Below are 23,692 nucleotides of genomic sequence, written 5' to 3'. Positions count from 1 at the left end.
TTTTTACATATTGAGATAATTATACGTCATGAAAAATATTGTTATGTTTAAAAAAACAAAGTAGCATATGAATATAACAAATGACATAGAGGATATTTTAATGAGAACTAGTAAGCGGCCTATTAAATCTGGAACGACTGGCAAAAAATTAGTTGATGATTTAAAGCCTTTTGGAAAATTAATTCAGACAACGTATCGTAATGATAGTTTATTATCTAAACCCCAGTTAGCTAAATTTAGTCAAACAAGTCGGGTCATGCTAGGGACTATCCAAAAACAAATAGACACAAAATTAGTACAGTGTCCATTGGATGTGACCGCAATCACTTATTGTCATGATCGTCGTTTCATGAAGTTGATGGCTATTTTGCCTAGCGGTGAACGATATCGGGTGGATGAGCTTGTTGAGAAATTGAACGAGTTATTATTAGGTGACATAACAGAAGCAACTTTTTATCAGCAACAGCAGCCGAAAGTATTGGAAAAAAGCTTGCCAAATGATATTAGTGATAAAACAAAGCGAGCCAATCAAACGCTCAAACAACGGTTACGTCAACTAACTGAAAGTAAATTACAATTAACACAACAATATCAGCAATTAAAAGTAGCATTATCGCAAAAGGAAAAAGCATTGTGTGATCAGATGCTACTTAATCAAGAATTGACGCAAAAATTAGAAACAGTATGTGAAACGAATGCAACGTATCAATTTAAAATTAAAAAGCAACAACAAGAGATGGGAGCGATTCGTGAACAAGTACGTAAAAAACAGACAAAAATAAAGCAAGAACAACGTACGCAGCTTAAACCAGATACTAAACATATCTGTCCTAAAACAGATAATCGTGCGTTATATAAAAAAATAGCTGATTTACAGCTGAAATTATCGCTATCACAACAGCATCAGCAGCAGATGCAACAAATGAAAACAACGCAAGCCCAACAAATTAGTCGTTCTGAGAGAATTCGACAACTAACCAGTGAATTAAATCAAACGTGTGTGAGTGAATATCACCCATTACTGCGCTTAGTTGATAAGTATAATCAGTTGGTGTCTGAAGACGTTGTGCTATGGCATCAAATACAAGGACGTTTGGTACATGATGGGGATGAATGGTTATTTATTGATCGACAAGCAAATGAGTATTTATTAACATCAGAAGGTATGAACGGTTTGTTGGTTGAAGAATTAACAACGGCATATTATTATTCAGCACGACAACGATTGGATACTAAGTTTATTAGATTAATTCGGCAATTAAATATACCCGTTACGAATGAGCGTGATGTAGTCAAACAAGTGCATGAATCAGTAGAACCTATGATCGAAGCAAATTACCAAGTTTTAATTATTTCATGGTGGGGTGAAACTGTAAAAAATGCCACACAAAAGTTAAAGCGACTGGGTATTAAAGTTGTATGGCTTGATCCATCAGATGTTAATAATGATAAAATTGTGCATGAAATGCATAAGCCACAATATGATTTCCAATTAATTGTTTTGCGTGGGGCACATCATGAAATTGTGACTGCAGCACATCGGTTACGGCGTTTGGGACGCTGTGTGAAAGTTGCGAATAATCCAGGTGTCAGTGCAATGGTATCTTTTGTTCGAGAAGCTTTAAAAGAGAGGTGTGATCATCAAACCAGGGTTTAGTAAAAAATTAACTTGCGTAATTAAAAAAAAATCAGTATTATAGTTGAAGTATAAAAAAAGTAAATAACTCGACATCCTATCAAGAGTCAGGGAGGGACTGGACCCCATGATCTGACACCAACTACCGTTAAGGTGATGTGGTAATTTCTAGTAGATAGGCGCATATCGACTCAAACCCCGACATGCCGCCTATGTGTGGTACTCGGGGTTTATTTATTTTTGATTTTTGTAAAAGTAAAAAGGAGATATTGATATATTATGTCAGAAAAGCGTTTGTTTACGTCAGAATCCGTTTCAGAAGGACACCCAGATAAAGTGTCAGATCAAATTTCAGATGCCATCTTGGATGCTGTCTTAAAGCAAGATCCAGAAGCCCGTACAGCCGTAGAAACATCAGTAACAACTGGTTATGTTAATGTTTTTGGTGAAATGTCAACGCGTGCATACGTTAATATTAATGATATTGTGCGCAATACACTAAAGCGTATTGGTTATGATGATCCAGAAGCTGGCTTCTTAGCAGATGATATCCACGTTGGGATTACCTTGGATGAGCAATCACCTGATATCGCTCAAGGTGTTGATTCAGCTATCGAACAACGTGAAGACGGTGGTGTTGATCCACTTGATCAAATTGGTGCCGGTGATCAAGGATTAATGTTTGGTTTTGCAACAAATGAGACTGATGAGTATTTACCACTATCAGTTGTGTTGTCACATAAATTAGTTAAAAAGCAAGCTGATATTCGCCGTGCAGGCGTTTTGGACTACTTGTTGCCTGATGCTAAAGCACAAGTGACAGTTGAACTTGATGAAAATGGTGCACCTATTCGTATTGATACGGTTGTGTTATCAACACAACACCGTGCTTCAGTATCCTTAGAACAATTACGCCAAGATGTTCGTGAATATATCATTGATCCAATTTTACCTGCTGATATGGTTGATGATGATACGCGTTACTTTATTAACCCAACTGGTCGTTTTGTAATCGGTGGGCCTAAGGGTGATGCTGGTATGACTGGTCGCAAGATTATCGTTGATACTTATGGTGGTTATGCTCGTCACGGTGGTGGTGCTTTCTCAGGAAAGGATGCGACAAAGGTTGACCGTTCAGCTGCTTATGCAACGCGTCATATTGCTAAAAACATCGTTGCTGCAGGTTTGGCAGACAAGGTTGAAATCCAAGTTGCTTACGCAATCGGTGTTGCTGCACCAGTTTCAGTTAACGTTGAAACATTTGGTACAGCAAAAGTTGCTGATAATGACTTAGTCGCTGCAATCCGTGATTTGTTTGAACTGCGTCCGGCAGGTATTATTGACGATTTGGATTTGCGTAAGCCACGTTATGAAGCAACTGCTGCTTACGGTCACTTTGGTCGTCCAGAGTTGGACTTGCCATGGGAGCGTTTGGATAAGGTTGACGAGTTAAAGGCTTATTTTAATAAGTAAAAATGTTTAAAGGCTATCAATCCAATTACTGGATTAATAGCCTTTTTTATATTGTCATAAGATTCATTTGTGAAGAAAAAAATTTGGCTAATCGCAATCTAAATTTTTGGCAATTACTTGCATAATTTAGATGCAATTATTATTTAAAATGTAAAAACATTTCATGAATGATATGAGATGCGCAAAGTTAACTGATGATATATAAAATTCTATAATGGTCACTAGAATTTTATTAAAAAATTCGATTGTGAAGGCGGCCACAAACTGATTATTAGAAAAAATTAATTATTGTACATTTTATTATAACCATGTAAGCTTTATTAAAAGGAAAGATACCGCTTTCATTTTTGGGTGATATATGCATATGGAAGTGATATGTTTTTTTGTATCCAGAGGGGGATACAAAATATGTTTTTAAATGAATGTTAATACTAGATGCAAGGGGAGATATGATGAAGTATAATTTGTTGCTTGTTTCGCATAGTCAAAAGGTGACTGACGGGTTAAAAGAATTGATAGAAGAAATGAATATTTCTGAAGATACTGAGATTTATTCATTAGGGGGAACCCGCGATGGCGGAATTGGTTCTGATGTAACACGGATTACCGATATTATTGAGGCTTCTGACTCAGATACACATTTTTTGGCATTTGCTGATCTTGGTAGTGCTGTTTTGAATGTTGAAATGGCGTTAGATTTAATTAATGATGAACAAAAGCAACGCTACCATTTAATAGATGTGCCGTTGATTGAGGGCGCATTTGCGGCAGCCATTACGGTAGGGGTGACGGATGACTTAAACACAATTATTACTGAAGCTAAAAAGACGGTTGCAGATAAGTGGTATTAGGGGAATAACATGAAAAAAATAATTAACAACTTGGCGGATATTATTGATGAAATGATGAACGGATTGGCTGGTAGTTATGCTGATAAAATTCATCGTGTTGACGACTCACGTGTACTTGCACAAAATGATATTGCTGAAAAGCGGGTTGCTTTGGTGTCAGGTGGTGGTAGTGGTCACGAGCCAGCCCATGCTGGTTTTATTGGTGATGGGATGTTGAGTGCTGCTGTTGTTGGGGACGTGTTCACATCCCCAACTCCTGATCAAATTTTGACAGCGATTGATGAAGTTGATCAAGGTGAAGGGGTCTTGTTAATCGTTAAGAACTACACCGGTGACATTTTAAACTTTGAAATGGCACAAGAAATGTCGGAAATGAATGATCATGAAGTCGCAATTGTGGTTGTCGATGATGATATTTCAGTTGAAAACAGCGAGTTTACGGCTGGCAAGCGTGGCGTTGCGGGGACGATTCTTATTCACAAAATTTTGGGTGATGCAGCGCGTAATGGCGCTTCATTATCTGAATTAAAAGAATTAGGTGATCAAACCGTTGCTAAAATCAAAACAATTGGTGTGGCCTTGGGTGCAGCCACAGTACCAGAAGTTGGTAAGCCTGGTTTCAAATTAGGTGAAGAAGAAATTGAATTTGGTGTTGGTATCCACGGTGAAGCTGGTTATCGTCGCGAAAAAATTCGTCCATCTAAGGAATTAGCACAAGAATTAGTTACTAAAATTCTGGCTGATTATGCCAAAAAACCAACAAAAGTGGGGGTTTTGGTAAACGGTATGGGGGCTACACCGTTGATGGAACAATATATTTTTATGAATGATGTTTTGCATTTGCTTGCCGATGAAGGTGTTGAAGTAACCTTCACGAAGGTTGGCGATTACATGACGTCATTAGATATGGCCGGTATTTCATTAACTTTGATTGATTTAGGTGATGAAAATCTTGTAGCAGCTTTGCAGAGTGAAGTTTCAACGATTGCTTGGTAATTAGGGGAGTGAGCACACATGAATTTAACAGTTACAGAAGTACAAGCATGGTTAGCAAAATTTAGTACAGCCATTGTAGAAAATAAAGATTATTTGAGTGATTTAGATACACCAATTGGTGATGGTGATCACGGTAATAATATGGCTCGTGGTGTTATCGCGTACGAAGAAAGTGTTGCTAAGACAACACCAAAAGACATTAGTGCAACATTCCAAGCTTTATCAATGGCGATGCTATCTAAAGTTGGTGGTGCGTCAGGACCCTTGTATGGGTCAGCGTTTATGAAGATGACGAAAGCTACTAAATCAGTTGAAACTATTACGTCATATGAACAACTAGGTGATATTTTAGCTGAAGGGTTAGAAGGTATCAAGACTCGTGGTAAGGTTGAATTACAAGATAAGACCATGATTGATGTTTGGGATCCCGTCGTTAAGGCAATGCAAGTTGGTGAACTTGATTATGATATGGTGGAGACAGCTAAAGAATCCACGAAAGATATGGTAGCTCGTAAAGGACGCGCTTCATACTTAGGTGAACGTTCAGTGGGCCATATTGATCCAGGTGCGACATCTAGTGCATTATTATTTAAAATGTTGTTAGAAGTTGTTCATTAAAAATATAAGTAAAAACGCCACGGACACCCATTACTTTAAGGTGCCAGTGGCGTTTTTAATAGTTACAAATCTTGATCAATTCGGGCTCTTGTTAAAGCAATTTTTTCTTGTGCGTCATCATAATGATGACTGATATAAGTATAAAATAAAATATCGACAACATATAATTGTGATAATAGACCAGTAGTTGATGCGAAACGTACTTTATCAAATTGTGGTGTCGCAGTCTGTAATACCATATGGCTGTTAGTTGCCAGTGGGGTATCCGGATTACTAGTCATCACAATTGTTTTTAAGTGCAAATCAAGGCTAATTTTTTGGAATTTTAGTGTCTCATAAGTATTGCCAGATTCAGAAATAATAATGCTAATATCATTATCCGTTGCAATAGCTTGTACGCTGGTAATCATTTGATGAAAATCAGCATGATAAATCACTTCAATGCCAATACGTGTAAATTTTTGTTGTAAATCCTGTGCGACTAAAGAAGAAGCGGCAATACCATAAACGAAGATATGCTGAGCTTGTTCAATTAATTGTGTCGCAGTAAGAAAATTAACTGCATTATTTTGCTGCGCGATAGTATCAGGAATTAATTTAAAGCGTGCGCTGGTTTTTGCTAGGATGGCATCAACAGATTCATCTGCAGTGATTTCACTCAATGAGGGTTGCGTATTATCAGTCGTTGCTAAGGCAATGTCCAAGCGTAGTGCTGGAAAGCCTGAGTAACCTAATTTTTTAGCAAAGCGTACCACAGCAGCGCTACTAGTTTGAGTTTTTTCACCAATTTTAGCAGCTGTTGCGTCGAGAAACCATTGTGGATTTTTAAGTAATAAATCAGCAATTTTGCGTTCGCTCGCTGTAAAATGTTTTTCAGCCACTAAACGGGCGAATAATGAATTCATGTGTTACTCCATTTGATAATTAGTATATTATGATTTAATCGTTATGATTGTATCACCGATTTGAACATCTTGCGCAGAAATATCAGTAACAGAAGCAAAATCAGCACTGTTTGTTACTAGTATTGGGATTACAGTAGCGTAACCAGCTTGTTTAATAATGTTTAAATCCATGTTTGTAATTGGCTCACCAGCTTTTACAGATTGACCTGCTTCGACCAATGTCTCAAATCCTTGACCTTGTAAACTAACAGTATCTAACCCCATATGAATTAAAATTTCTTCATTATTATTACCAATAATGCCGATTGCATGCTTGGTTGGGAATACTGCTTGAATGGTACCGTCAATTGGCGAAACAACATGGCCATCACTTGGTTCGATGGCAACACCATCACCCATCATACCTGCGGAAAAGACGTCGTCTGGCACATCAGAAAGTGCAATCAAACGACCGTTAACAGGAGCTGTTAATTCAGTTGTAAATGACTTAGTTTCAGCAACTTCAGGAACAATTGGGCCATCAGTACGTGCTGAGTTGGTAGTCACTTGGTCCGTTGCCACGATTTTCATATCCTTTGGAATACCAAAGAAGTAAGTACAAATGAAACCACCGACATAACCAGCAGCTAAACCTATTAGATAGTAGACGACTTTATGGTTGGCAATCAATGGAATTAGTGCCCAGCCTGAAGGACCAACAGCGATGGCACCAACATGACCAAGCATTCCGATGACGGCACCACCAATACCACCACCGATACATGCGGTGATAAATGGCCGGCCTAGCGGCAATGTTACAGCATAAATTAAAGGCTCACCAACACCAAGCAAACCAACAGGGAGTGCACCTTTGATGTTTTGAACTAGTTCGGCTTGCTTGTCATTATGACGGAAGTATAACCAGAGTGCAAAAGCAGCACCAACTTGGCCGGCACCAGACATGGCAAGGATTGGCAATAGTGGTGTACTACCCATTTGGTTAATCATTTCTAAGTGGATCGGAATTAAAATTTGATGTAGACCAAGCATCACCATTGGTAGGAATAGCGCACCTAAGATAAAGCCAGCAACTGGCCCACCAACATTTAAGACCACATTGATAAATTGTAACAAACCATCTGAAACGACACCGGCAATTGGCATGATTAGGTAAATAGTTGCCAAGCCAATCACTAATAAGCTTAATGTTGGGGTAACAATGATATCAACTGCATCAGGTACCCATTTATGTAATCTTTTTTCGACTAATGATAAAATCCAAACGGCGAAAATGACACCGATGATACCACCTTGACCTGCAGCGATATCTTGACCATTAAATAAATTTTGAATTGGTGTATCAGGTGTGACACCGGATAACAACGTGACGGCTCCTACAGTACCACCTAAAGCAGGGGTAGCGCCAAATTCAGAAGCGGCATTGATACCTGTATAAATAGCCAAATAAGCAAACAAACCATTTTTAATAACATTTAAGACGGTTACAAATTGTGTGACATTATCGCCAGTTAATGTACCAGCTGTTACCAAATTTTGGAAAATAGAAGCAATACCGGCAATGATTCCGGCACCCACTAGGGCAGGGATCATTGGCACAAAGATATTAGCTAATGACTTCAAAATAGATTTGAATTTATTGGGCTTATTATATTTTTGTTTTGCTGCAGCTTTATTTTGGCTAGTTTGATCTTGTAAGTTTGCGTTATCAGGTTGACTGTTTTTTGTACTTGGGAAGTTTTCACCTAGTTTAACACCAACCGAATCTACCATACTTTGTGCAACTTTGTTGACTTTACCGGGTCCAACGACAACCTGCAAGGTCTCGTCTTCAACCACGCCTAGCACACCTGGAATGGCTTTTAGTTGCTCAATATCAGCTTTATTTTCGTCTTTTAGTGTTAAACGAACACGCGTCATACAATGGATGACTTTATCGACATTTTCTTCACCACCCACGTTTTTAAAAATGTCTTGTCCCATTTGATCATAGTTTTCATTTGCCATGATGTTATACCCCTTTGATTAGAATGTTTGATTAATAAAGCCATCAGCTTGCTTTAATTTAGCTTTGGCATCTGCATAGTTTACCCCTGTTAAAATCATAACAATTGCAGGCTTAACATGTTGTTCAGCAGCCGCAAATGCTTTTGCGGCAACGTCATATGAACAATCAGTTGCTGTCATGATAATGCCTTTTGAACGTTCAACTAATTTTTCATTAGTAGGTTGTACATCGACCATGAGGTTTTTGTAAATTTTACCAATACCAATCATTGAAATAGTTGAAATCATGTTAAGGACCATTTTTTGGGCAGTCCCAGATTTCAAACGGGTTGAACCGGTCAAAAATTCAGGGCCGACATTAATTTCAATAGCTGTTTGAGCATGTTGACTGATAATGGCATTAATATTTAAAGCTAAACTAACAGTTGCTGCATTAACGCTTTGTGCATAGTCTAAGCCACCAACGACATATGGTGTTCGACCACTGGCAGCGATACCAATAACAGTATCTTTGTCGTTTAATTGTAAGCTTTGCAAATCACTTGGGCCTAAAGTAAGGCTATCTTCAGCACCTTCAACGGCATGGATCATGGCTTTTTCACCACCAGCAATTAAACCTACGACTGTTTCTGGACTCACACCAAAAGTAGGGACACATTCAGCTGCATCTAAGACGCCTAAACGACCACTTGTACCAGCTCCCATGTAGATAATACGACCACCAGCTTTAAGTGAAGCCGTTGTTTTAGCAATGGCTTCTTCAATAGTAGGAAGTGCTTGCGCAACTGCATTTGCAACAGTTTGATCTTCATTATTCATTAATACAGCAGCCTCATGAATATTAAGGCTATCTAAGTTCATGGTGCGTTCATTGCGTTGTTCGGTTGTTAATTGATCTAAATTCATCGTATAAAGCTCCTTTTGTAAGCGCTATCTATTATAGTTTGCATTATAATAGTTATGAAATAGAATTACAACTAAACAATATTATGATTCGTTAATGAAATTAAATTTCAATTTTGCTAATGTATTTAACTTAGGTTATAAATGTTATTAGGTATTTAAATCATAAAAAGGGTGAATTTGAATAAAAAAGAATTTTATTTGCGATAGATTGGAATAAAATATGTTTAAAAGTTTAAATTTTTCTAAAGTTTAGCTATTTCAAAAAAATAAAGACACTTTATATATAAATATTAGTTTGTTTTTTAGTGTAGATTTTTACTATTTGTTTGTAATGCAAATGATTGTTTTTATATTATAATTAGCTATTTTTTTAAAAATAGCATGCGAATTATAAAAAAATTTGATAAAAATACATAAAAAAAACAATATTTTTATATAAAAGCCAACTTGACACGTGGCCACTATTTCCAATATAATTTTAAGTGGTAAAAGAAAAGTAAGCGTTTTCAAACGCGTCGAGTAGGAGAATGTGGAATGTCAGATAAGAAAATTTCTGCTGGATTAGCAGCATTGAAGGTCATGGAAGGCTGGGGGGTACCTACAGTTTATGGTGTTCCTTCTGGAACGTTGAGTGGCTTTATGAATGCTATGGGTGATCCAGAGAATAACATTAAGTTTTTGCAAGTTAAGCACGAAGAAGTTGGTGCTATGGCTGCAGTTATGCAATGGAAGTTCGGTGGTAAGCTAGGTGTTGCTGTTGGTTCTGGTGGACCTGGTGCAACTCACTTAATTAACGGTTTGTACGATGCAGCAATGGATAACGTTCCTGTATTGGCTATCTTGGGATCAAAGCCTGTTCGTGAGTTGAACATGGATTCATTCCAAGAATTAAACCAAAACCCAATGTACGAGAGCATTGCTGTTTACAACCGTCGTGTTGCGACTGCAGAGCAATTGCCTCACTTGGTTGATGATGCGATCCGTACTGCTATTGCAAAGCGCGGAGTTGCCGTACTTGAAGTTCCTGCAGACTTTGGTTTTGCAGAACTTGATGAAGATTCAATTTACTCAACACCTTTGTACTCATCAGGTTTGAAGTTTAAAAACTACAAGTCAGCACCTGTTGAAGAAGAAGATATTGATGAAGCTGTTGAATTATTGAACGCTGCAAAGCGTCCAGTAATCTATGCTGGTGTTGGTACTATGGGTCACGGATCAGCTGTTCAAGATTTGGCTCGTAAGATCAAAGCACCTATTATCACAACTGGTAAGAACTTTGAAACTTTCGAATGGGACTTTGAAGCCTTCACTGGTTCAACTTTCCGTGTTGGTTGGAAGCCAGCTAACGAAGCTGTTCTTGAAGCAGATACGGTATTGTTTGTGGGAACTAACTTCCCATTCTCAGAGGTTGAGGGAACATTCCGTAACGTTGACAAGTTCATCCAAATTGATAACAACCCTGCAATGCTAGGTAAGCGTCACCAAACTGACGTTGCTATCTTGGGTGATGCTGGTGAAGCAATTGATGCTATCCTTGGTAAGGTTTCAGAAGTTAAGGAATCAACTTGGTGGAATGCTAACGTTAAGAACGTTCAAAACTGGCGTGACTACATGAACAAGTTGGAGCAAAAGACTGAGGGTGACCTACAAGCTTACCAAGTTTACAATGCTATTAACAAGTATGCTGCAGAAGATGCAATCTTCTCAACTGATGTTGGTAACGTAACACAAATGTCAATTCGTCACTTGCACATGACACCAAAGAACCTATGGCGTACTTCACCATTGTTTGCAACAATGGGAATTGGTTTGCCAGGTGGTATCGGTGCCAAGAACATCTTCCCAGAACGTCAAGTATGGAACTTGATGGGTGATGGTGCCTTCTCAATGACTTACCCAGACGTTGTGACAAACGTACGTTATGACATGCCTGTTATTAACGTTGTCTTCACAAACACTGAGTATGGTTTCATTAAGAACAAGTATGAAGATACTAATACTTATAACTTTGGTGTTGACTTTGGTGATGTTGACTACGCTAAGATCGGTGAAGCTCAAGGAGCTGTTGGTCTAACTGTTAGCCGTATCGAAGATATTGACAGTGTTATGAAGGAAGCTGTTGAATACTACAACCAAGGTCGTGTTGTGGTTATCGATGCTAAGATTACTAAGGATCGTCCAATTCCAGTTGAAACTTTGAAGCTTGACACTAACTTGTATAGCGAAGATGTTGTTAACGCATACAAGGAAAAGTATGAAGCACAAGAATTGGTACCATTCCGTGAGTTCCTTGAAGCTGAAGGCCTAACTTCAAAGTACATCAAAGAAGAAAACGGTAACAAGTTCAGCTTCTAATCTAAATTAAACAATTTATAATATCTATTAAATACGATAAGATTATGAATTGTGATAAAAAGCTACCAAATCTATCTGATTTGGTAGCTTTTTTGTTGGTTATTTTTAATAGCGAGTTTATTGTTCACGATTAATTTAAAACTTTGTTGTAAAAGTGCCGTTTCACTATATACTAATTATATAGAAGTGAGTATCTTTATGAATGTTGTTTTATTTAAAGAACTGGTAAATAGTTATTGAACGTCATAACATATAGCTGGTTTATGGTAGTAGTAATTTATTTTTGGGAGATCGTATGAATAATCATTATTTAAAACAAACAACGTTAATGATGATGTTGTTATTGGTTTATAATTATATTGCATCAGTCAGCATTGGGTATATTAATGACTATTTGCCACCAGCTTATCAGCTTGATACGTCAGGAGTATCAGCGTTGTTGAGTGACTTAAAAGCAAATGGTTTACAATATGGTATGTCGATGTTGGGCTATTTTTTAGTTTATTTAGTCTTTGTTATCTTGTTGATTGGGGTTATTTTATATCATTATCACAAATTAAGTATTAAAACGTTGTTGCATAATATGCATCGAATTAAAATATATGTTTTTACATTTATTTTATTATTAATTTTATTACCGCTGAATCAAGTCGGATTGAAAGTGCCCGTTATTAATTACATTCCAATTCCTGAAACTTTTATTGGTATGATTAGTGGATTTTGGTTAAAAGTAATTGCAGCATTTGTTTATATAGGTATAGTGCTAGTTTTACTTAGATTTAAGGATTCGATGTATTATCTAGTCGTTGCGGATGATAAGCTAAAAAACGCATTAACTAAAAGTTGGCATAGAAATAGTCATCAATTAAGCGCAAGTATTATGGCGGTATTACGATTAGTTGGACAATTATTAATATCAGTTGGCGTATTAATGGGATTACAGTATCTAGTTGATCAATTAGGCAATTCAGATTTTAGTACTTTGATGGTGAACGTATTAACGGCCTTTTTGATGGGCATGTTGTATTTTATAACTGCTGAAGTATTATTGTTGTTTACGACTAATTTAAATCCACGTATTGGTAGGGAGCCGGCTAAAATAACGTGGTTGCTAACGATTGCAACGATGGGCGCAACTGGCGGGTTATCGTTAAGCTTAGCAAATCGATTTATTCAACAACCTATGGATTCACAATTAGTGATGGCCCATATGGGTGTAACGTCTAAGAACGATGCGCAAAATGCCATTGAAAATTTGGAAAAAGTGAGCGCAACAAAGCCAGACTATGTTGAAATTGATATTCAACATACAAAAGATGGGGTTTATGTACTAAGCCATGATGCTAAGATTACAGCGCTTAATGGGCAAAAATATAAAATTAGTGAGACGAATTGGTCGGAACTAAAAAATATCAGCTATGATTCAAATGGGCATAAAGTTAGCGTATCCAATTTTGGTGACTATCTTAATAAAGCCAATGAGTTAAATCAAAAATTGTTAATTGAGTTAAAAATTAATTCATCAATTAGCAATCAAGAGCTAAAAGATTTTAGTAGCAAATATGGACAAGCAATAAAACAAAATAAGGCACAGATTCAATCGTTAAATCAAAATGCATTGAAGCGTCTATCTGATTATATTAATGCCACGAGCGGGCTACTATCGCCACTCAATAATACGATTAATCGTGACAAGTCGCATCAATTTTATGCACTTGAATATTCAAGCGTTGTGCCAAAAACAAGCGATCAGGCACATCAAGTAGGTAAAAAATTATATGCATGGACAGTAGACGGCCATGTTAATATTATGACGATGTATGCATATGGCGTAGATGGCTTTATTACTGATGAGCCTAAAAAAACACGGGCATACTTAACCAAGATAAAGAAGCAGCCAAATTATGCATTGGTACTTTGGAAGAGCATGATGTTTACGAAAAATAATTTTTAAAGTGAATGGATGAAAAACAACCTAAGCTAGGTTGTTTTTTTGTATGCATGAATCATGACACGCCACAATAGAAAAAATCACTAAATTCGATAGAATTTAGTGATTGAATCAGGCATATTAAGCTTTATTAGCATTGCCAAAGACATCAATGCGTTCAGTGAGAGCAGATTCAATGCCTTTAACACCAGTTGCCAGCAACTTACGTGGATCATAATTTTTTCCTTCTAAATCATGATCAGCTAGAATAAATTCACGTAGCGCTTCATGGAAGGCGAGCTGTGCTTCTGAATTAACGTTAACTTTTGAAACGCCCATTGAAATAGCGGTCTTTATTTGATCGTCGGGGATGCCAGAACCGCCATGTAAGACGATAGGCATTTCGTGACCAATGGCCTCGTTAACCGCTAAGGTGATGTTTTTTAAGTGGTCTAGATGTAGCCCTTTCCAGTTATCAGGATAAGGACCATGAATGTTACCAATACCAGCAGCTAAAAAGTCGATGCCTGTATTAACCATTGCCACAGCATCCGGGATAGGTGCGATTTCGCCGCCACCGATGATGCCGTCTTCCTCACCGCCTATTGAACCGACCTCGGCTTCAACAGAGATGCCTTTAGCATGTGCGAGATTTACGATTTCTTGTGTTTTAGCAAGGTTTTCATCAATGGGTAAGCTTGAACCGTCAAACATAACCGACGTGAAACCAGCTGCTATAGCTGCTTTGGCGGCTTCAAAGTCACCATGGTCAAGATGGATAGCAATTGGTACGGTAATGTTTAAATCATCATGCAAATCATGGATTAAATCGACGACAGTTTTAAAACCACCCATGTATTTAACGGCACCCATTGAAGCGGCGATAATTGTTGGCGCCTGTTGTGCTTGTGCTACCCGTAAAATGGCTTCGGTCCATTCAAGATTATTAGTATTAAATGCGCCAATCGCATAACTGTTTTGACGAGCTTTGTTGATTATGTTTTTTCCTGAAACAATAGTCATTAATTATTCCCAGCTTTCTTTTTTAAATTCAGTTGTTGCATGACGCAACTGGTACTGCTTTTGCTCATTAGCCTGAACGATAGCTGTGCGTAAAGTTTGCTCATCATTTTGTGCAATGCTAATTAAAAAAGGCACGAGGTCGTCAGTCCAAACTAGGCGAGGATCGTATCCGTATTGTAACCAAAAGCTATCAAGCATTTCATCGTCCCAATCGCTTGCACCGTGATAAGGACGATCGTCAAGCAAGATACTATTGGGTAATTTTACAAGATTTTTTTTGTGAGTTAATACAACCTTTTTGTAAAAGGGACTGTTTTCATCATTGCCAAAGTATTCGGTAAGCCAATTAATTTTATCTTGCCAAGAACTTGGGTTTTCCCATGGAGCAGTTGATAAAATGTAAAGATCATAGTAATTTGCTAGTTTGAAGACGCCATCAATGGCACCAGGAATTGGCTGTAAATTACGAAAAATACCAGGAATTTGATCTGGTTTATTGACATGATATTTTTGGATATTTTTACTCTCTGCATTTAACACGGGTAATGTGTCAACCAGCGTATTATCCATATCGATAAATAATTTTTTGATAATGCCCCTCTTTTCTATACATTATGTCATAACATTATTTAGGAAGAGTATACCTCTAAAAAGGGAAGTTATCAAGGTGAAAACAAAAATGGTATAGTTATTAAAATTTATTATATTTATTTAAATAGTATGTAAAATGACTGTATTAGTTTAAAACAATGTGATTAATAGTTGATTTAAGGCTTTTGTGATAACGTTAACGATTGTGAAATGTATGGAGGGGTTTATATTATAGTGATGATGATACGTGATGTGATTTTAATATTGGTATAGGCTTTGTTTTGTAGCGGTAGTTTTTAGCGTATAATAGTAAACTAACATTGTAGGTAAAATTAACACGTAAGTGACTTTATATGTGATAATAGATATAGTAAAAATAGGTTATTAGAGGAGTGGACAATGACCGATGAAGAAAGATTGCGTCAGTATCAAGAATTATTGAATAGTGGCGTTATTACAAAAGATGAATATAATGATATGACAAAACATTTGCAAGCAAGAGTGCAACAACATGCAGAGTTTGATGCGCAAGTTGTACCCGAAGCAAAAGAGGAGGTAAAACAAGACACGTCTCAATCGGCGGTGGATGACGCGCAAATGTCATCAGAATCTAGTATCGATGAACAAGCTGAGGCACCAAAGGAAGTCGAAACGGTTATTGATGAGCGCAAAAAACCAATTATTTTGATGCCAAGTCAGACAACAAAAGAAGCTGTGACAACTACGCTTGATGAACAGCCGTCACGTGTGACGCGTATGGCCAATGAAGCTGACCAAGTTTCTCCAAAAGGACCTAAGAAGAATAGTGATTTGTTAATTGCTATCATCATAGTGTTAGTGGTTTTGATTGGTGGTGGCGTTGTTGTAACGCATCATAATCAAAAGAATGCCCAAATTGGAACTGAAAATGTTAAAAAAGAAACCAGCAAAAAGGCAGCTGCATCTTCTTCAGTAAAGAAAAATGCTAGTGAAAATGCAGAAAAGAAAAAAGCAAGTAGTGAAAAGAAAAAAGCTGAAGAAAAGGTGCCAGCCCAATGGTCTGATGCACAGAATAAAGAATTAGCAGATTACATGGGGATATGGCAAACCGCTGTTGGCCAAGACTTTGTTGGTACCTATAATGGTGGTACGCCAAAGCACTTAGCATATAAATTTCCAGATGCCCTTAAAGATGGTCAATTAAAGGATCATTTGAAACTCGATGATCATAAAGTGGCCTTTACTTGGTCACCAAAAGCTGATAAAAAAGCTGATTATCAAGTCGTTGCAGTTGCAACAGGATCGCGCCAAGGTGTTGATTCACCTACTTCTTATTTCTTTGTTATTCACGAAGGTCAAGGACAAGTGTATGCAACAGAAACGGCTAGTGGTAAAGATTTGACACTTACCGAAACGCAAAATGCGGACTTAAAGAATAATTTTGCTAGCATTGTTGCGGAAACACAAAATGCTGCAAGCGAGGCACAATCAGATGAAACGCCACAAGAAGATGTCACCATTAGTGATGATGCGACGGTTACAGAGTATTAAATAGTGCAATTAACCAGTATGACCTGCGCCAATGCGCTAGTCATACTGGTTTTTTTGTTATTTTGAGATGAGATAAATTCTTTACGAATATCTTTAAAAAGCATATACTTACTTTTAGTAAATTAAAAAATAAAAAAGAAAGTCAATTGGTGAAAATGAAAACAGCACGATATGATATTCAACATTTAACAATACGCGTAGTTGATGAAAAACGGACTCGGGTCTTTTATGAAAAAGTTTTGGGATTAGTGGATGTTGCATCAGACGAAACGCAAATTAATTATGCATTTCATGCAGGTGAAGCACCATTTTTAACGATGTTACTAGGTGGAAAACCACAAACGGTGGCACAAACTGGTTTATATCATATGGCATTGCTTTTTCCAAATGCTGCCGAGTTAGCATCCATTTTGCATCGTCTATTAACCTTACAGATTCCAGTGGGAGCTGGTGATCATGACGTCAGTGAAGCAATCTACATTAATGACTTTGAAGGGAATGGTATCGAATTATATCATGACCGGGATGCGCAGAATTGGAAATGGCAAGATGGCTTTGTCACAATGGGCACAAATGAAGTTGATGGCGATAAGCTATTAGCACAAAAGCAACATGATTGGACAGGCTTTCCAACCGGTATGAAAATTGGACATTTGCATTTTATGGGGAGTCATTTAGTTGATGCTGACAAGTTTTTCTTAAAATTTTTACAAATGGACTTAGTGTCAAATGTTTCAACTTCAGCGCATTTTTATTCAAATAATCATTATCATCACCATCATGCGGTTAACTTATGGCAGAGTGAAAACAGTGATTTACGTCATTTGGATGAAGCAGGATTAATTGATTGGCGTGTGGTTGTTGACCAAGCGTATTTTGATTTATTGGCACAACGCGCACAATCAGAAGAGGTGACTGTTAGTGTGAATAATGATAAACAAATTAAGGTTATAGACCCTATGGGGACGACTTTATTGATTATGCATGACTAAGATAGCGTGCTTAGTTATTAACACTTATCACTAATACGATTTGTTAGACAGGTAGCTGATGACTATGTTACGCTTCCAATAAGATAATGATTGTTATAATTAATTTTAATGAACAACGTTCTTTTAGAAAGAAGGATACAAATAATGACAACAATTTATGATTTTACTGAAACAGAAATGAATGGAAAGCCAATTAATTTAAAAGATTATGAAGGCAAGGTCGTTATTATCGTCAATACTGCAAGTAAGTGTGGCCTAGCCCCTCAGCTTGAAGGATTAGAAGCTTTATACAAAGAACACAAAGATGAAGGGCTAGTTGTTTTGGGATTGCCATCTAATCAATTTAAGCAAGAACTTGATAGTGATGGAGAAACTAACGAATTTTGCCAAATGCACTATGGTGTCACTTTTCCAATGACAAAACGTGTTATGGTTAATGGTCAAGATGAAGATGAATTGTTTACATATTTAAAAGAACAATCTGGTAATGGTGCTATTAAGTGGAATTATACAAAGTTTTTGGTTGGGCGTGATGGTAAATTAATTCATCGTTACGCACCAATTACGACACCTGAAAAAATGACGGATGATGTGTTAGCAGCGTTGAAAGACTAAGCAAACATGTTGATTTGTGTAAAATAAAACAATCTACAACGGTGGTTATATAGGTTTTCAAGTCTATATAACCACTTTTTTGTTAAAAAAATCACAAAAATGATTGAATTAATAAAGATTCCCGTATTTGGGAATTTTGTTGTTTCGTATAGGAGTAATGCCTTAGTTGATTATGGATATTGAGAGCGATAAAATGTAATTGTTGATAGATAAGTTTATGAAATATAAATTGATTGTAATTATATATAATTTCTAGTTACTCGTATTATTTGGGGGTATTAACATGAAGGCAGCAGTTTGGCATGGTGTAAAAGATATTCGCGTAGAAGATGTAGATTTAAAGCCAGCGCAAGATAATGAAGTCGTTGTTCGCGTTGCCTATGCGGGAATTTGTGGTAGTGATTTGCATGAGTACTTAGAAGGACCTGTTTTTATTCCAGTTGATAAGGTGGATGAGTTAACGGGTGGACAAGCACCATTAACAATGGGTCACGAGTTCTCAGGAGTTATTGAATCTGTTGGTAAGGATGTTAAGAATTATAAAGTTGGTGATCATGTATCAGTAAATCCAACTGTTACACATGCACAATCACCTGATGATGTTGATGTGTATGATGGTTATAGTTTTATTGGACTAAGTTGTGATGGTGGTTTTGCAGCACATGTTAATGTACCAGAAACTAATTTGTATGCTTTGCCAGCTGATTTCTCATTGAAGTTAGCAGCAACGATTGAACCAACAGCTGTTGCAGTTCAAGCTGTTAAAGAAGGTGGCTTAAAGTTTGGTCAAAAGGTTGCTATTTTTGGTGCTGGTCCAATCGGTGTTTTGGTAGCAGCTGCAGCCAAAGCAGCTGGTGCAACTAAGATTGTTGCAGTTGATTTATCAGCTGTTCGTTTGGAAAAGGCACTCACAATGGGCGCAACTGATGTTGTGAATCCAGCTGATTTTGCGGACCCTGTAGCAAAAGTTCGTGAAATTTTAGGTGGTGGTGCAGATGTATCCTTTGAAGTTGCAGGAGTACAACCAACTTTTGAGCAAGCTATTTCAGTAACTAAGGCTCGCGGAACAGCTGTTATTGTTTCAATCTTTGCCCACCCAATTTCATTTGATCCAATGCAATTGATGAATGCTGGTGTTAAGTTAACATCAACGATTGCATATTCACGTGAAACATTCCAACAAACTGTTGATTTGGTAAGTTCAGGACAAATTAATGTTGAACCTGTTATTACGGATATGATTGACTTGGATGACGTGGTTGAAAAAGGATTTGATCGCCTATCAACTGATAAGTCACAAGCGAAGATTTTGATTGATTTAACTAAAGAAGATTAAACTAAATATAATATCTAAAACACATGTATTTCATATAATATGTGTGTTTTTATTTTGCTTATTTAAAATAAGTGTTTACAACTTTGTAAAAGTAAGTTAAGTTAGTATTAACGACGAAAACGTTGTACATAATGATTAATTTTAAGGAGAAATATCATGGCAAAATATGGTGTAATTGTTGGATCAACTCGTAAGAACTCATACTCATTGGGTGTAGCAGAAGCATTGGTTGCTGGTTTACCAGCAGATGCAGAAGTTACTTATTTGGATATTGCAAAGCTTCCTTTGTATAACCAAGATTATGATGAAGCTTCACCAGTAGAATATACTGAATTCCGTGATGCTGTTAAGGCACAAGATGCATTTATTATTGTAACGCCAGAGCACAATCGTAGTGTGCCAGCTGCTTTGAAGAATGCTTTGGATGTTGCTTCACGTCCTTGGGGACAAAGTGTTTGGGCAGGTAAGCCAGTATTGCCAGCTTCACAATCAATTTCTGGTATTGCTGGTGTTGCAGCACACCATGTTTTGCGTAACTCATTGGACTTCTTAGACATGAAGATTATGCACCAACCAGAATTGTTCATTGGTAACACTGCTGAACTAGCTGATGAAAATGGTAAGATCACTAACGAAGGCACAAAAGAATTTTTGGCTAACGTAGCTGGTCAATTTGCAGAATTTGCAAAGAACTAATAAATTAAATCAATAGTCATTGATTTAATTATCTAAATAGCAAACCACTAACACACTGGTGGTTTGCTATTTTTTGTTTATTAGTTAAGTAATTATTTTTTCATATAACAAATGCATTAAAAACTAATGTAAAATTTATTTTTGACAGCTATAAAATAAGACGGTATAGTTTTTAACGGACTTTTAAAATTTTATTTGATAGAAAACAGAGGTATTATATGAAGAAAAGATGGTTATTTATTTTAAGCATTGTTTTGCTTGGTGTGGTAATGCGGTCAACGTTTACAACAATTCCCGTAGTTATTGATAATGTGGCTAATACATTTGGCTTGCCAGTATCTCAACTAGGTATATTAACGACACTACCTTTGTTAACATTTGCAGTTGTTTCGCCAACAACAACATTTTTTACAAAACGTTTTGGGATTGAAAAAACATTATTAGCTGCTTTGTTGTTTGTCTTGGTTGGATCAATTGCCCGTATTGTGAGCGCACCAATGTTATTTATTGGCACAATTTTAGTTGGAATTGGTATCGCCTTTATTAACGTGTTATTACCAGCAACATTAGTGAAATTTACACCTAACAAAATAGGCGTTTATACATCACTGTACAGTACAACCATGACGTTAATGACAGCAGTATTTCAAATTATCGCAGTGCCAATTACCAAAACATTTAGTTGGCAAATGCTAGTTGTCTTTATCACAGTCATTGTTTTACTAGTAGTGGTGACTTGGATAGCGCATATGTTAGTTAATACTGACCCGGAGTTAGATAAGGCAGTAACACAAACAACACATACGACAACGAGAAAAATTAATCCTTGGCGTAATAAGTATGCCTGGTCATTACTAGTGATGGCAGGGATTCAATCGGCAGTTTTTTACACGTCGATTGCATGGGTACCGACGATTGCACAACGAACAGGTGTAACAGCCATACAATCAGGTTGGGTAATTGGTGTCCTATCATTAATTGGAATTCCAGTATCAATGTGGGTGCCTAGTTTTTTGGAACGCTCGTCATATAAAGGACGACGGACATTGATGACAGGTGCTACGGGTCTATGGTTACTTGCCATCCTAATGATGTTTAATCAACATGCTGGTCTTGTCTGGTGGTTAATTGTCACTGCCTTTATTGGTATTGGTGGAACTGCTGTGTTTGTCTATATGGTAACCTCTTATGCTATTCGGACACGTAACGCAAATGAGAGTTCAGCGTTATCAGGAATGGCACAAACGGGTGGCTATCTCATTGCAGCAGGTGCACCTTGGGCTTATGGTGTTTTATATGCGCAACTTAATAACTGGATTTTGCAAACAGCTGTGATGGCTGTTGCAATTGTTGTATTTATTATTTTAATGTGGTTTTCTGAACGTGATAAAACGATTTTTGAATAGTCTAGTTTAGTTAGATTAGTTGATTTAATATACGTCTTGAGAGTAGCAAGCTACCAGGTTAATGGTTAGATTGTTACTCTTTTTTTAAGGGTACGTTTGTACTCAAAATGTGCCATAAAATAAGGGGTACGCTGGTTAAAACAATACTTGCAATAGATAAAATTAGCTATCGCCTTAGTAAAGGCGAAATCAAAATAATTGTAGCAATTCATGGCTGATTGGTATGGGTATCGACTTTGTCGAGCATGATTTGGCTAATATAACAATCGTGTGAGTTAAATAGAAGTCGATTAATTAAGGCATTAAGTAGAATGATTGCCTGATATTGATAAACTAGTATAATGAAAGACAGTAATGCTAAAGATAATGAGAGAGATAATATGAGTCATACAATCATGCCTGTACGATTAGGGCAAATACTAACAGGAAAAGTCGTCGAAGTGCTCTATAATGGATTCGGTGTTGTTATGTTGAATGATTATCCGATTCGCATGGCAAATGCATTTACAGACGAGACTGTTAAGTTTGAAATTACCCAGGTAAATCGTAAATTTGCGCGTGCTGAAGTTGTGGGTATTATTGACCCGTCACCAGATCGTGTTGAAATGGGCAAAGATTACTTGTTGGATGTAGGGATTGCACCCTATGTAAACTTACGTTATGAGGCCCAATTAAAGTTAAAGCAGGCGCAAGTTAAAAAAATTTACGAAACAGCAGGGATAGCAGCAACCATTGCACCAACTATTGGTATGGCACATCCTATTCAATATCGTAATAAAACAGTCGTACCGATTAAATATGATGGTGAAAAATTAGTAACGGGTTTCATTAAGCGACGGACACCTGGAGAAATTTTGCCGTTAACGGACTATTATGTCAACGATCCAGTTATTGATCAGACAATTGCCACAGTACGTAATATCTTAAATCAACACCAAGTAACGGTGTTTGATGATGATACCCAACAAGGGGCAATGCGCTATATTATGGTGCGTCGTGGTTATTATAGTCATGAATTAATGGTTGTTTTGGTTTCTCAAACTGCGACAATTAAGGATGAAGCAATAATCGCACAAGAAATTGTTGCCGTTGTTCCTGGTATTCATAGTGTTGTCTTAAATCATAACCCGCGTTCATTACATTTGTTGATGTCTGGTAATAACCGAACGCTATGGGGAGAAGATGTTATTCATGATACTTTGTTAGGAATTGAATTTGAAATTGGTCCTAATTCATTTTATCAAGTTAATCCACAAACAACAGAAGTGTTATATGCATTAGCTGCTAAAAAAGCTGAATTAAAGTTAACAGACACGGTCATTGATGCCTATTCTGGTATAGGTACAATTGGGTTAACAGTTGCTAATCAAGTTAAACAAGTGTTGGGTGTTGAGGTAATTGAGCGTGCTGTTATTGATGCACAAAAAAATGTTGCGAATAATCATGTAGAAAATGCCAGCTTTATTACAGCAGATGCGCCAGAACAAATGCGTAAATGGCAACAATCAGGAATTAAAGCGGATGTTATTTTCGTTGATCCACCGCGCCGTGGGTTAACAAATGAATTATTGGATGCAGTAACAGAAATTCGACCTAAGCGCTTTGTTTATGTGTCATGTAATCCAGAAACCATGGCGCGTGATGCCAAGTATTTGATTGAAAAGGGATTCCACATCAAAGGGGATGTGCAACCATTAGATCAATTCCCACAAACAGCCCATGTTGAAGTGGTAACGGTTTTTGAACCTAACAATTAAGCGGCGCAAGCCAAAGCACAATAAAAGTCGATTTTGAATATGTTTGAGTACCGTCAAGCGACAGCGCAATGT

Annotated in this window: 19 protein-coding genes and 1 riboswitch; of the genes, 14 read left to right on the top strand and 5 right to left on the bottom strand. The window is 37.1% G+C overall.

Annotated features, from left to right (window positions below; genetic code table 11):
- The first annotated feature begins 100 nt into the window (after window positions 1–100).
- The 5 genes from FFM55_RS03450 to dhaL all read left to right on the top strand — a co-directional run bounded on the left by FFM55_RS03450 (window position 101) and on the right by dhaL (window position 5,574).
- Window positions 101–1,657 (top strand): hypothetical protein, encoded by a 1,557-nt coding sequence (locus tag FFM55_RS03450; RefSeq protein WP_042493045.1) that lies wholly within the window; start codon window positions 101–103, stop codon window positions 1,655–1,657.
- Between the two features lie 73 nt (window positions 1,658–1,730).
- A riboswitch (SAM riboswitch) is annotated at window positions 1,731–1,818 on the top strand.
- 97 nt (window positions 1,819–1,915) lie between these two features.
- The gene (gene metK / locus FFM55_RS03445; protein WP_042493044.1) at window positions 1,916–3,109 is read left to right on the top strand and encodes a methionine adenosyltransferase; all 1,194 of its coding nucleotides are present in this window, start codon (window positions 1,916–1,918) and stop codon (window positions 3,107–3,109) included.
- A 452-nt stretch (window positions 3,110–3,561) separates the two neighbouring features.
- Entirely contained in the window at window positions 3,562–3,960 is a 399-nt protein-coding gene (dhaM, locus tag FFM55_RS03440) for a dihydroxyacetone kinase phosphoryl donor subunit DhaM (protein ID WP_042493042.1), read from the top strand.
- A 9-nt stretch (window positions 3,961–3,969) separates the two neighbouring features.
- Window positions 3,970–4,956: a dihydroxyacetone kinase subunit DhaK gene (dhaK, locus tag FFM55_RS03435; protein ID WP_042493041.1), complete on the top strand. Its 987-nt coding sequence runs from the start codon at window positions 3,970–3,972 to the stop codon at window positions 4,954–4,956.
- An 18-nt stretch (window positions 4,957–4,974) separates the two neighbouring features.
- Window positions 4,975–5,574 carry a dihydroxyacetone kinase subunit DhaL gene (gene dhaL / locus FFM55_RS03430; RefSeq protein ID WP_042493040.1) on the top strand — a complete coding sequence of 200 codons (600 nt, stop codon included), beginning with the start codon at window positions 4,975–4,977 and terminating at the stop codon, window positions 5,572–5,574.
- Between the two features lie 62 nt (window positions 5,575–5,636).
- Here the strand turns inward: dhaL and FFM55_RS03425 are convergent, their stop codons facing one another.
- The 3 genes from FFM55_RS03425 to murQ are packed head-to-tail and all read right to left on the bottom strand — an operon-like array spanning window position 5,637 to window position 9,389.
- Entirely contained in the window at window positions 5,637–6,479 is an 843-nt protein-coding gene (locus tag FFM55_RS03425) for a MurR/RpiR family transcriptional regulator (RefSeq protein WP_137600498.1), read from the bottom strand.
- Window positions 6,480–6,506: 27 nt separating this feature from the next.
- On the bottom strand, window positions 6,507–8,483 hold the full coding sequence (locus FFM55_RS03420; protein WP_081839300.1) for a glucose PTS transporter subunit IIA: 1,977 nt from the start codon (window positions 8,481–8,483) through the stop codon (window positions 6,507–6,509).
- 18 nt (window positions 8,484–8,501) lie between these two features.
- The gene (gene murQ / locus FFM55_RS03415) at window positions 8,502–9,389 is read right to left on the bottom strand and encodes an N-acetylmuramic acid 6-phosphate etherase (protein ID WP_042493038.1); all 888 of its coding nucleotides are present in this window, start codon (window positions 9,387–9,389) and stop codon (window positions 8,502–8,504) included.
- 534 nt (window positions 9,390–9,923) lie between these two features.
- On the opposite strand from murQ, the gene spxB reads away from it, so the two are divergent.
- Both spxB and FFM55_RS03405 read left to right on the top strand, forming a co-directional pair.
- Window positions 9,924–11,744, top strand: a complete 1,821-nt coding sequence (gene spxB, locus FFM55_RS03410; protein ID WP_042493036.1) for a pyruvate oxidase — start codon at window positions 9,924–9,926, stop codon at window positions 11,742–11,744.
- Between the two features lie 295 nt (window positions 11,745–12,039).
- Window positions 12,040–13,698 carry a glycerophosphodiester phosphodiesterase family protein gene (locus FFM55_RS03405; RefSeq protein ID WP_137600497.1) on the top strand — a complete coding sequence of 553 codons (1,659 nt, stop codon included), beginning with the start codon at window positions 12,040–12,042 and terminating at the stop codon, window positions 13,696–13,698.
- Window positions 13,699–13,815: 117 nt separating this feature from the next.
- Here the strand turns inward: FFM55_RS03405 and FFM55_RS03400 are convergent, their stop codons facing one another.
- Window positions 13,816–14,697, bottom strand: coding sequence for a class II fructose-bisphosphate aldolase (locus FFM55_RS03400; RefSeq protein WP_042493034.1), 882 nt, complete (start codon window positions 14,695–14,697; stop codon window positions 13,816–13,818).
- 3 nt (window positions 14,698–14,700) lie between these two features.
- On the bottom strand, window positions 14,701–15,267 hold the full coding sequence (locus FFM55_RS03395; RefSeq protein ID WP_137600496.1) for a 5' nucleotidase, NT5C type: 567 nt from the start codon (window positions 15,265–15,267) through the stop codon (window positions 14,701–14,703).
- Window positions 15,268–15,687: 420 nt separating this feature from the next.
- Between FFM55_RS03395 and FFM55_RS03390 the strand changes: the two genes are divergently transcribed.
- The 7 genes from FFM55_RS03390 to rlmD all read left to right on the top strand — a co-directional run bounded on the left by FFM55_RS03390 (window position 15,688) and on the right by rlmD (window position 23,620).
- On the top strand, window positions 15,688–16,818 hold the full coding sequence (locus FFM55_RS03390; RefSeq protein ID WP_052348408.1) for a DUF4767 domain-containing protein: 1,131 nt from the start codon (window positions 15,688–15,690) through the stop codon (window positions 16,816–16,818).
- Window positions 16,819–16,973: 155 nt separating this feature from the next.
- The gene (locus FFM55_RS03385) at window positions 16,974–17,810 is read left to right on the top strand and encodes a VOC family protein (RefSeq protein WP_042493032.1); all 837 of its coding nucleotides are present in this window, start codon (window positions 16,974–16,976) and stop codon (window positions 17,808–17,810) included.
- Between the two features lie 144 nt (window positions 17,811–17,954).
- Complete coding sequence (locus tag FFM55_RS03380) at window positions 17,955–18,425, top strand: glutathione peroxidase (protein WP_042493031.1); 471 nt, start codon at window positions 17,955–17,957, stop codon at window positions 18,423–18,425.
- A 283-nt stretch (window positions 18,426–18,708) separates the two neighbouring features.
- Complete coding sequence (locus FFM55_RS03375; protein WP_042493029.1) at window positions 18,709–19,761, top strand: 2,3-butanediol dehydrogenase; 1,053 nt, start codon at window positions 18,709–18,711, stop codon at window positions 19,759–19,761.
- A 156-nt stretch (window positions 19,762–19,917) separates the two neighbouring features.
- Window positions 19,918–20,457 carry an NADPH-dependent FMN reductase gene (locus FFM55_RS03370; protein ID WP_042493028.1) on the top strand — a complete coding sequence of 180 codons (540 nt, stop codon included), beginning with the start codon at window positions 19,918–19,920 and terminating at the stop codon, window positions 20,455–20,457.
- Between the two features lie 218 nt (window positions 20,458–20,675).
- Entirely contained in the window at window positions 20,676–21,863 is a 1,188-nt protein-coding gene (locus FFM55_RS03365; RefSeq protein ID WP_137600495.1) for an MFS transporter, read from the top strand.
- Between the two features lie 380 nt (window positions 21,864–22,243).
- Window positions 22,244–23,620 (top strand): 23S rRNA (uracil(1939)-C(5))-methyltransferase RlmD, encoded by a 1,377-nt coding sequence (gene rlmD, locus FFM55_RS03360; protein WP_137600494.1) that lies wholly within the window; start codon window positions 22,244–22,246, stop codon window positions 23,618–23,620.
- Window positions 23,621–23,692 lie beyond the last annotated feature (72 nt).

It is taken from the genome of Weissella sagaensis, assembly GCF_005405285.1.
Lineage (GTDB): Bacteria > Bacillota > Bacilli > Lactobacillales > Lactobacillaceae > Weissella > Weissella sagaensis.
This window is presented reverse-complemented; position numbering and strand designations above follow the sequence as displayed.

What these genes read in the sequence shown, in the direction of transcription:
- FFM55_RS03450 (WP_042493045.1), top strand. Translation starts at nt 101, where the DNA reads ATGAGAACTAGTAAGCGGCCTATTAAATCTGGAACGACTGGCAAAAAA.
- metK (WP_042493044.1), top strand. Translation starts at nt 1,916, where the DNA reads ATGTCAGAAAAGCGTTTGTTTACGTCAGAATCCGTTTCAGAAGGACAC.
- dhaM (WP_042493042.1), top strand. Translation starts at nt 3,562, where the DNA reads ATGAAGTATAATTTGTTGCTTGTTTCGCATAGTCAAAAGGTGACTGAC.
- dhaK (WP_042493041.1), top strand. Translation starts at nt 3,970, where the DNA reads ATGAAAAAAATAATTAACAACTTGGCGGATATTATTGATGAAATGATG.
- dhaL (WP_042493040.1), top strand. Translation starts at nt 4,975, where the DNA reads ATGAATTTAACAGTTACAGAAGTACAAGCATGGTTAGCAAAATTTAGT.
- FFM55_RS03425 (WP_137600498.1), bottom strand. Translation starts at nt 6,479, where the DNA reads ATGAATTCATTATTCGCCCGTTTAGTGGCTGAAAAACATTTTACAGCG.
- FFM55_RS03420 (WP_081839300.1), bottom strand. Translation starts at nt 8,483, where the DNA reads ATGGCAAATGAAAACTATGATCAAATGGGACAAGACATTTTTAAAAAC.
- murQ (WP_042493038.1), bottom strand. Translation starts at nt 9,389, where the DNA reads ATGAATTTAGATCAATTAACAACCGAACAACGCAATGAACGCACCATG.
- spxB (WP_042493036.1), top strand. Translation starts at nt 9,924, where the DNA reads ATGTCAGATAAGAAAATTTCTGCTGGATTAGCAGCATTGAAGGTCATG.
- FFM55_RS03405 (WP_137600497.1), top strand. Translation starts at nt 12,040, where the DNA reads ATGAATAATCATTATTTAAAACAAACAACGTTAATGATGATGTTGTTA.
- FFM55_RS03400 (WP_042493034.1), bottom strand. Translation starts at nt 14,697, where the DNA reads ATGACTATTGTTTCAGGAAAAAACATAATCAACAAAGCTCGTCAAAAC.
- FFM55_RS03395 (WP_137600496.1), bottom strand. Translation starts at nt 15,267, where the DNA reads ATGGATAATACGCTGGTTGACACATTACCCGTGTTAAATGCAGAGAGT.
- FFM55_RS03390 (WP_052348408.1), top strand. Translation starts at nt 15,688, where the DNA reads ATGACCGATGAAGAAAGATTGCGTCAGTATCAAGAATTATTGAATAGT.
- FFM55_RS03385 (WP_042493032.1), top strand. Translation starts at nt 16,974, where the DNA reads ATGAAAACAGCACGATATGATATTCAACATTTAACAATACGCGTAGTT.
- FFM55_RS03380 (WP_042493031.1), top strand. Translation starts at nt 17,955, where the DNA reads ATGACAACAATTTATGATTTTACTGAAACAGAAATGAATGGAAAGCCA.
- FFM55_RS03375 (WP_042493029.1), top strand. Translation starts at nt 18,709, where the DNA reads ATGAAGGCAGCAGTTTGGCATGGTGTAAAAGATATTCGCGTAGAAGAT.
- FFM55_RS03370 (WP_042493028.1), top strand. Translation starts at nt 19,918, where the DNA reads ATGGCAAAATATGGTGTAATTGTTGGATCAACTCGTAAGAACTCATAC.
- FFM55_RS03365 (WP_137600495.1), top strand. Translation starts at nt 20,676, where the DNA reads ATGAAGAAAAGATGGTTATTTATTTTAAGCATTGTTTTGCTTGGTGTG.
- rlmD (WP_137600494.1), top strand. Translation starts at nt 22,244, where the DNA reads ATGAGTCATACAATCATGCCTGTACGATTAGGGCAAATACTAACAGGA.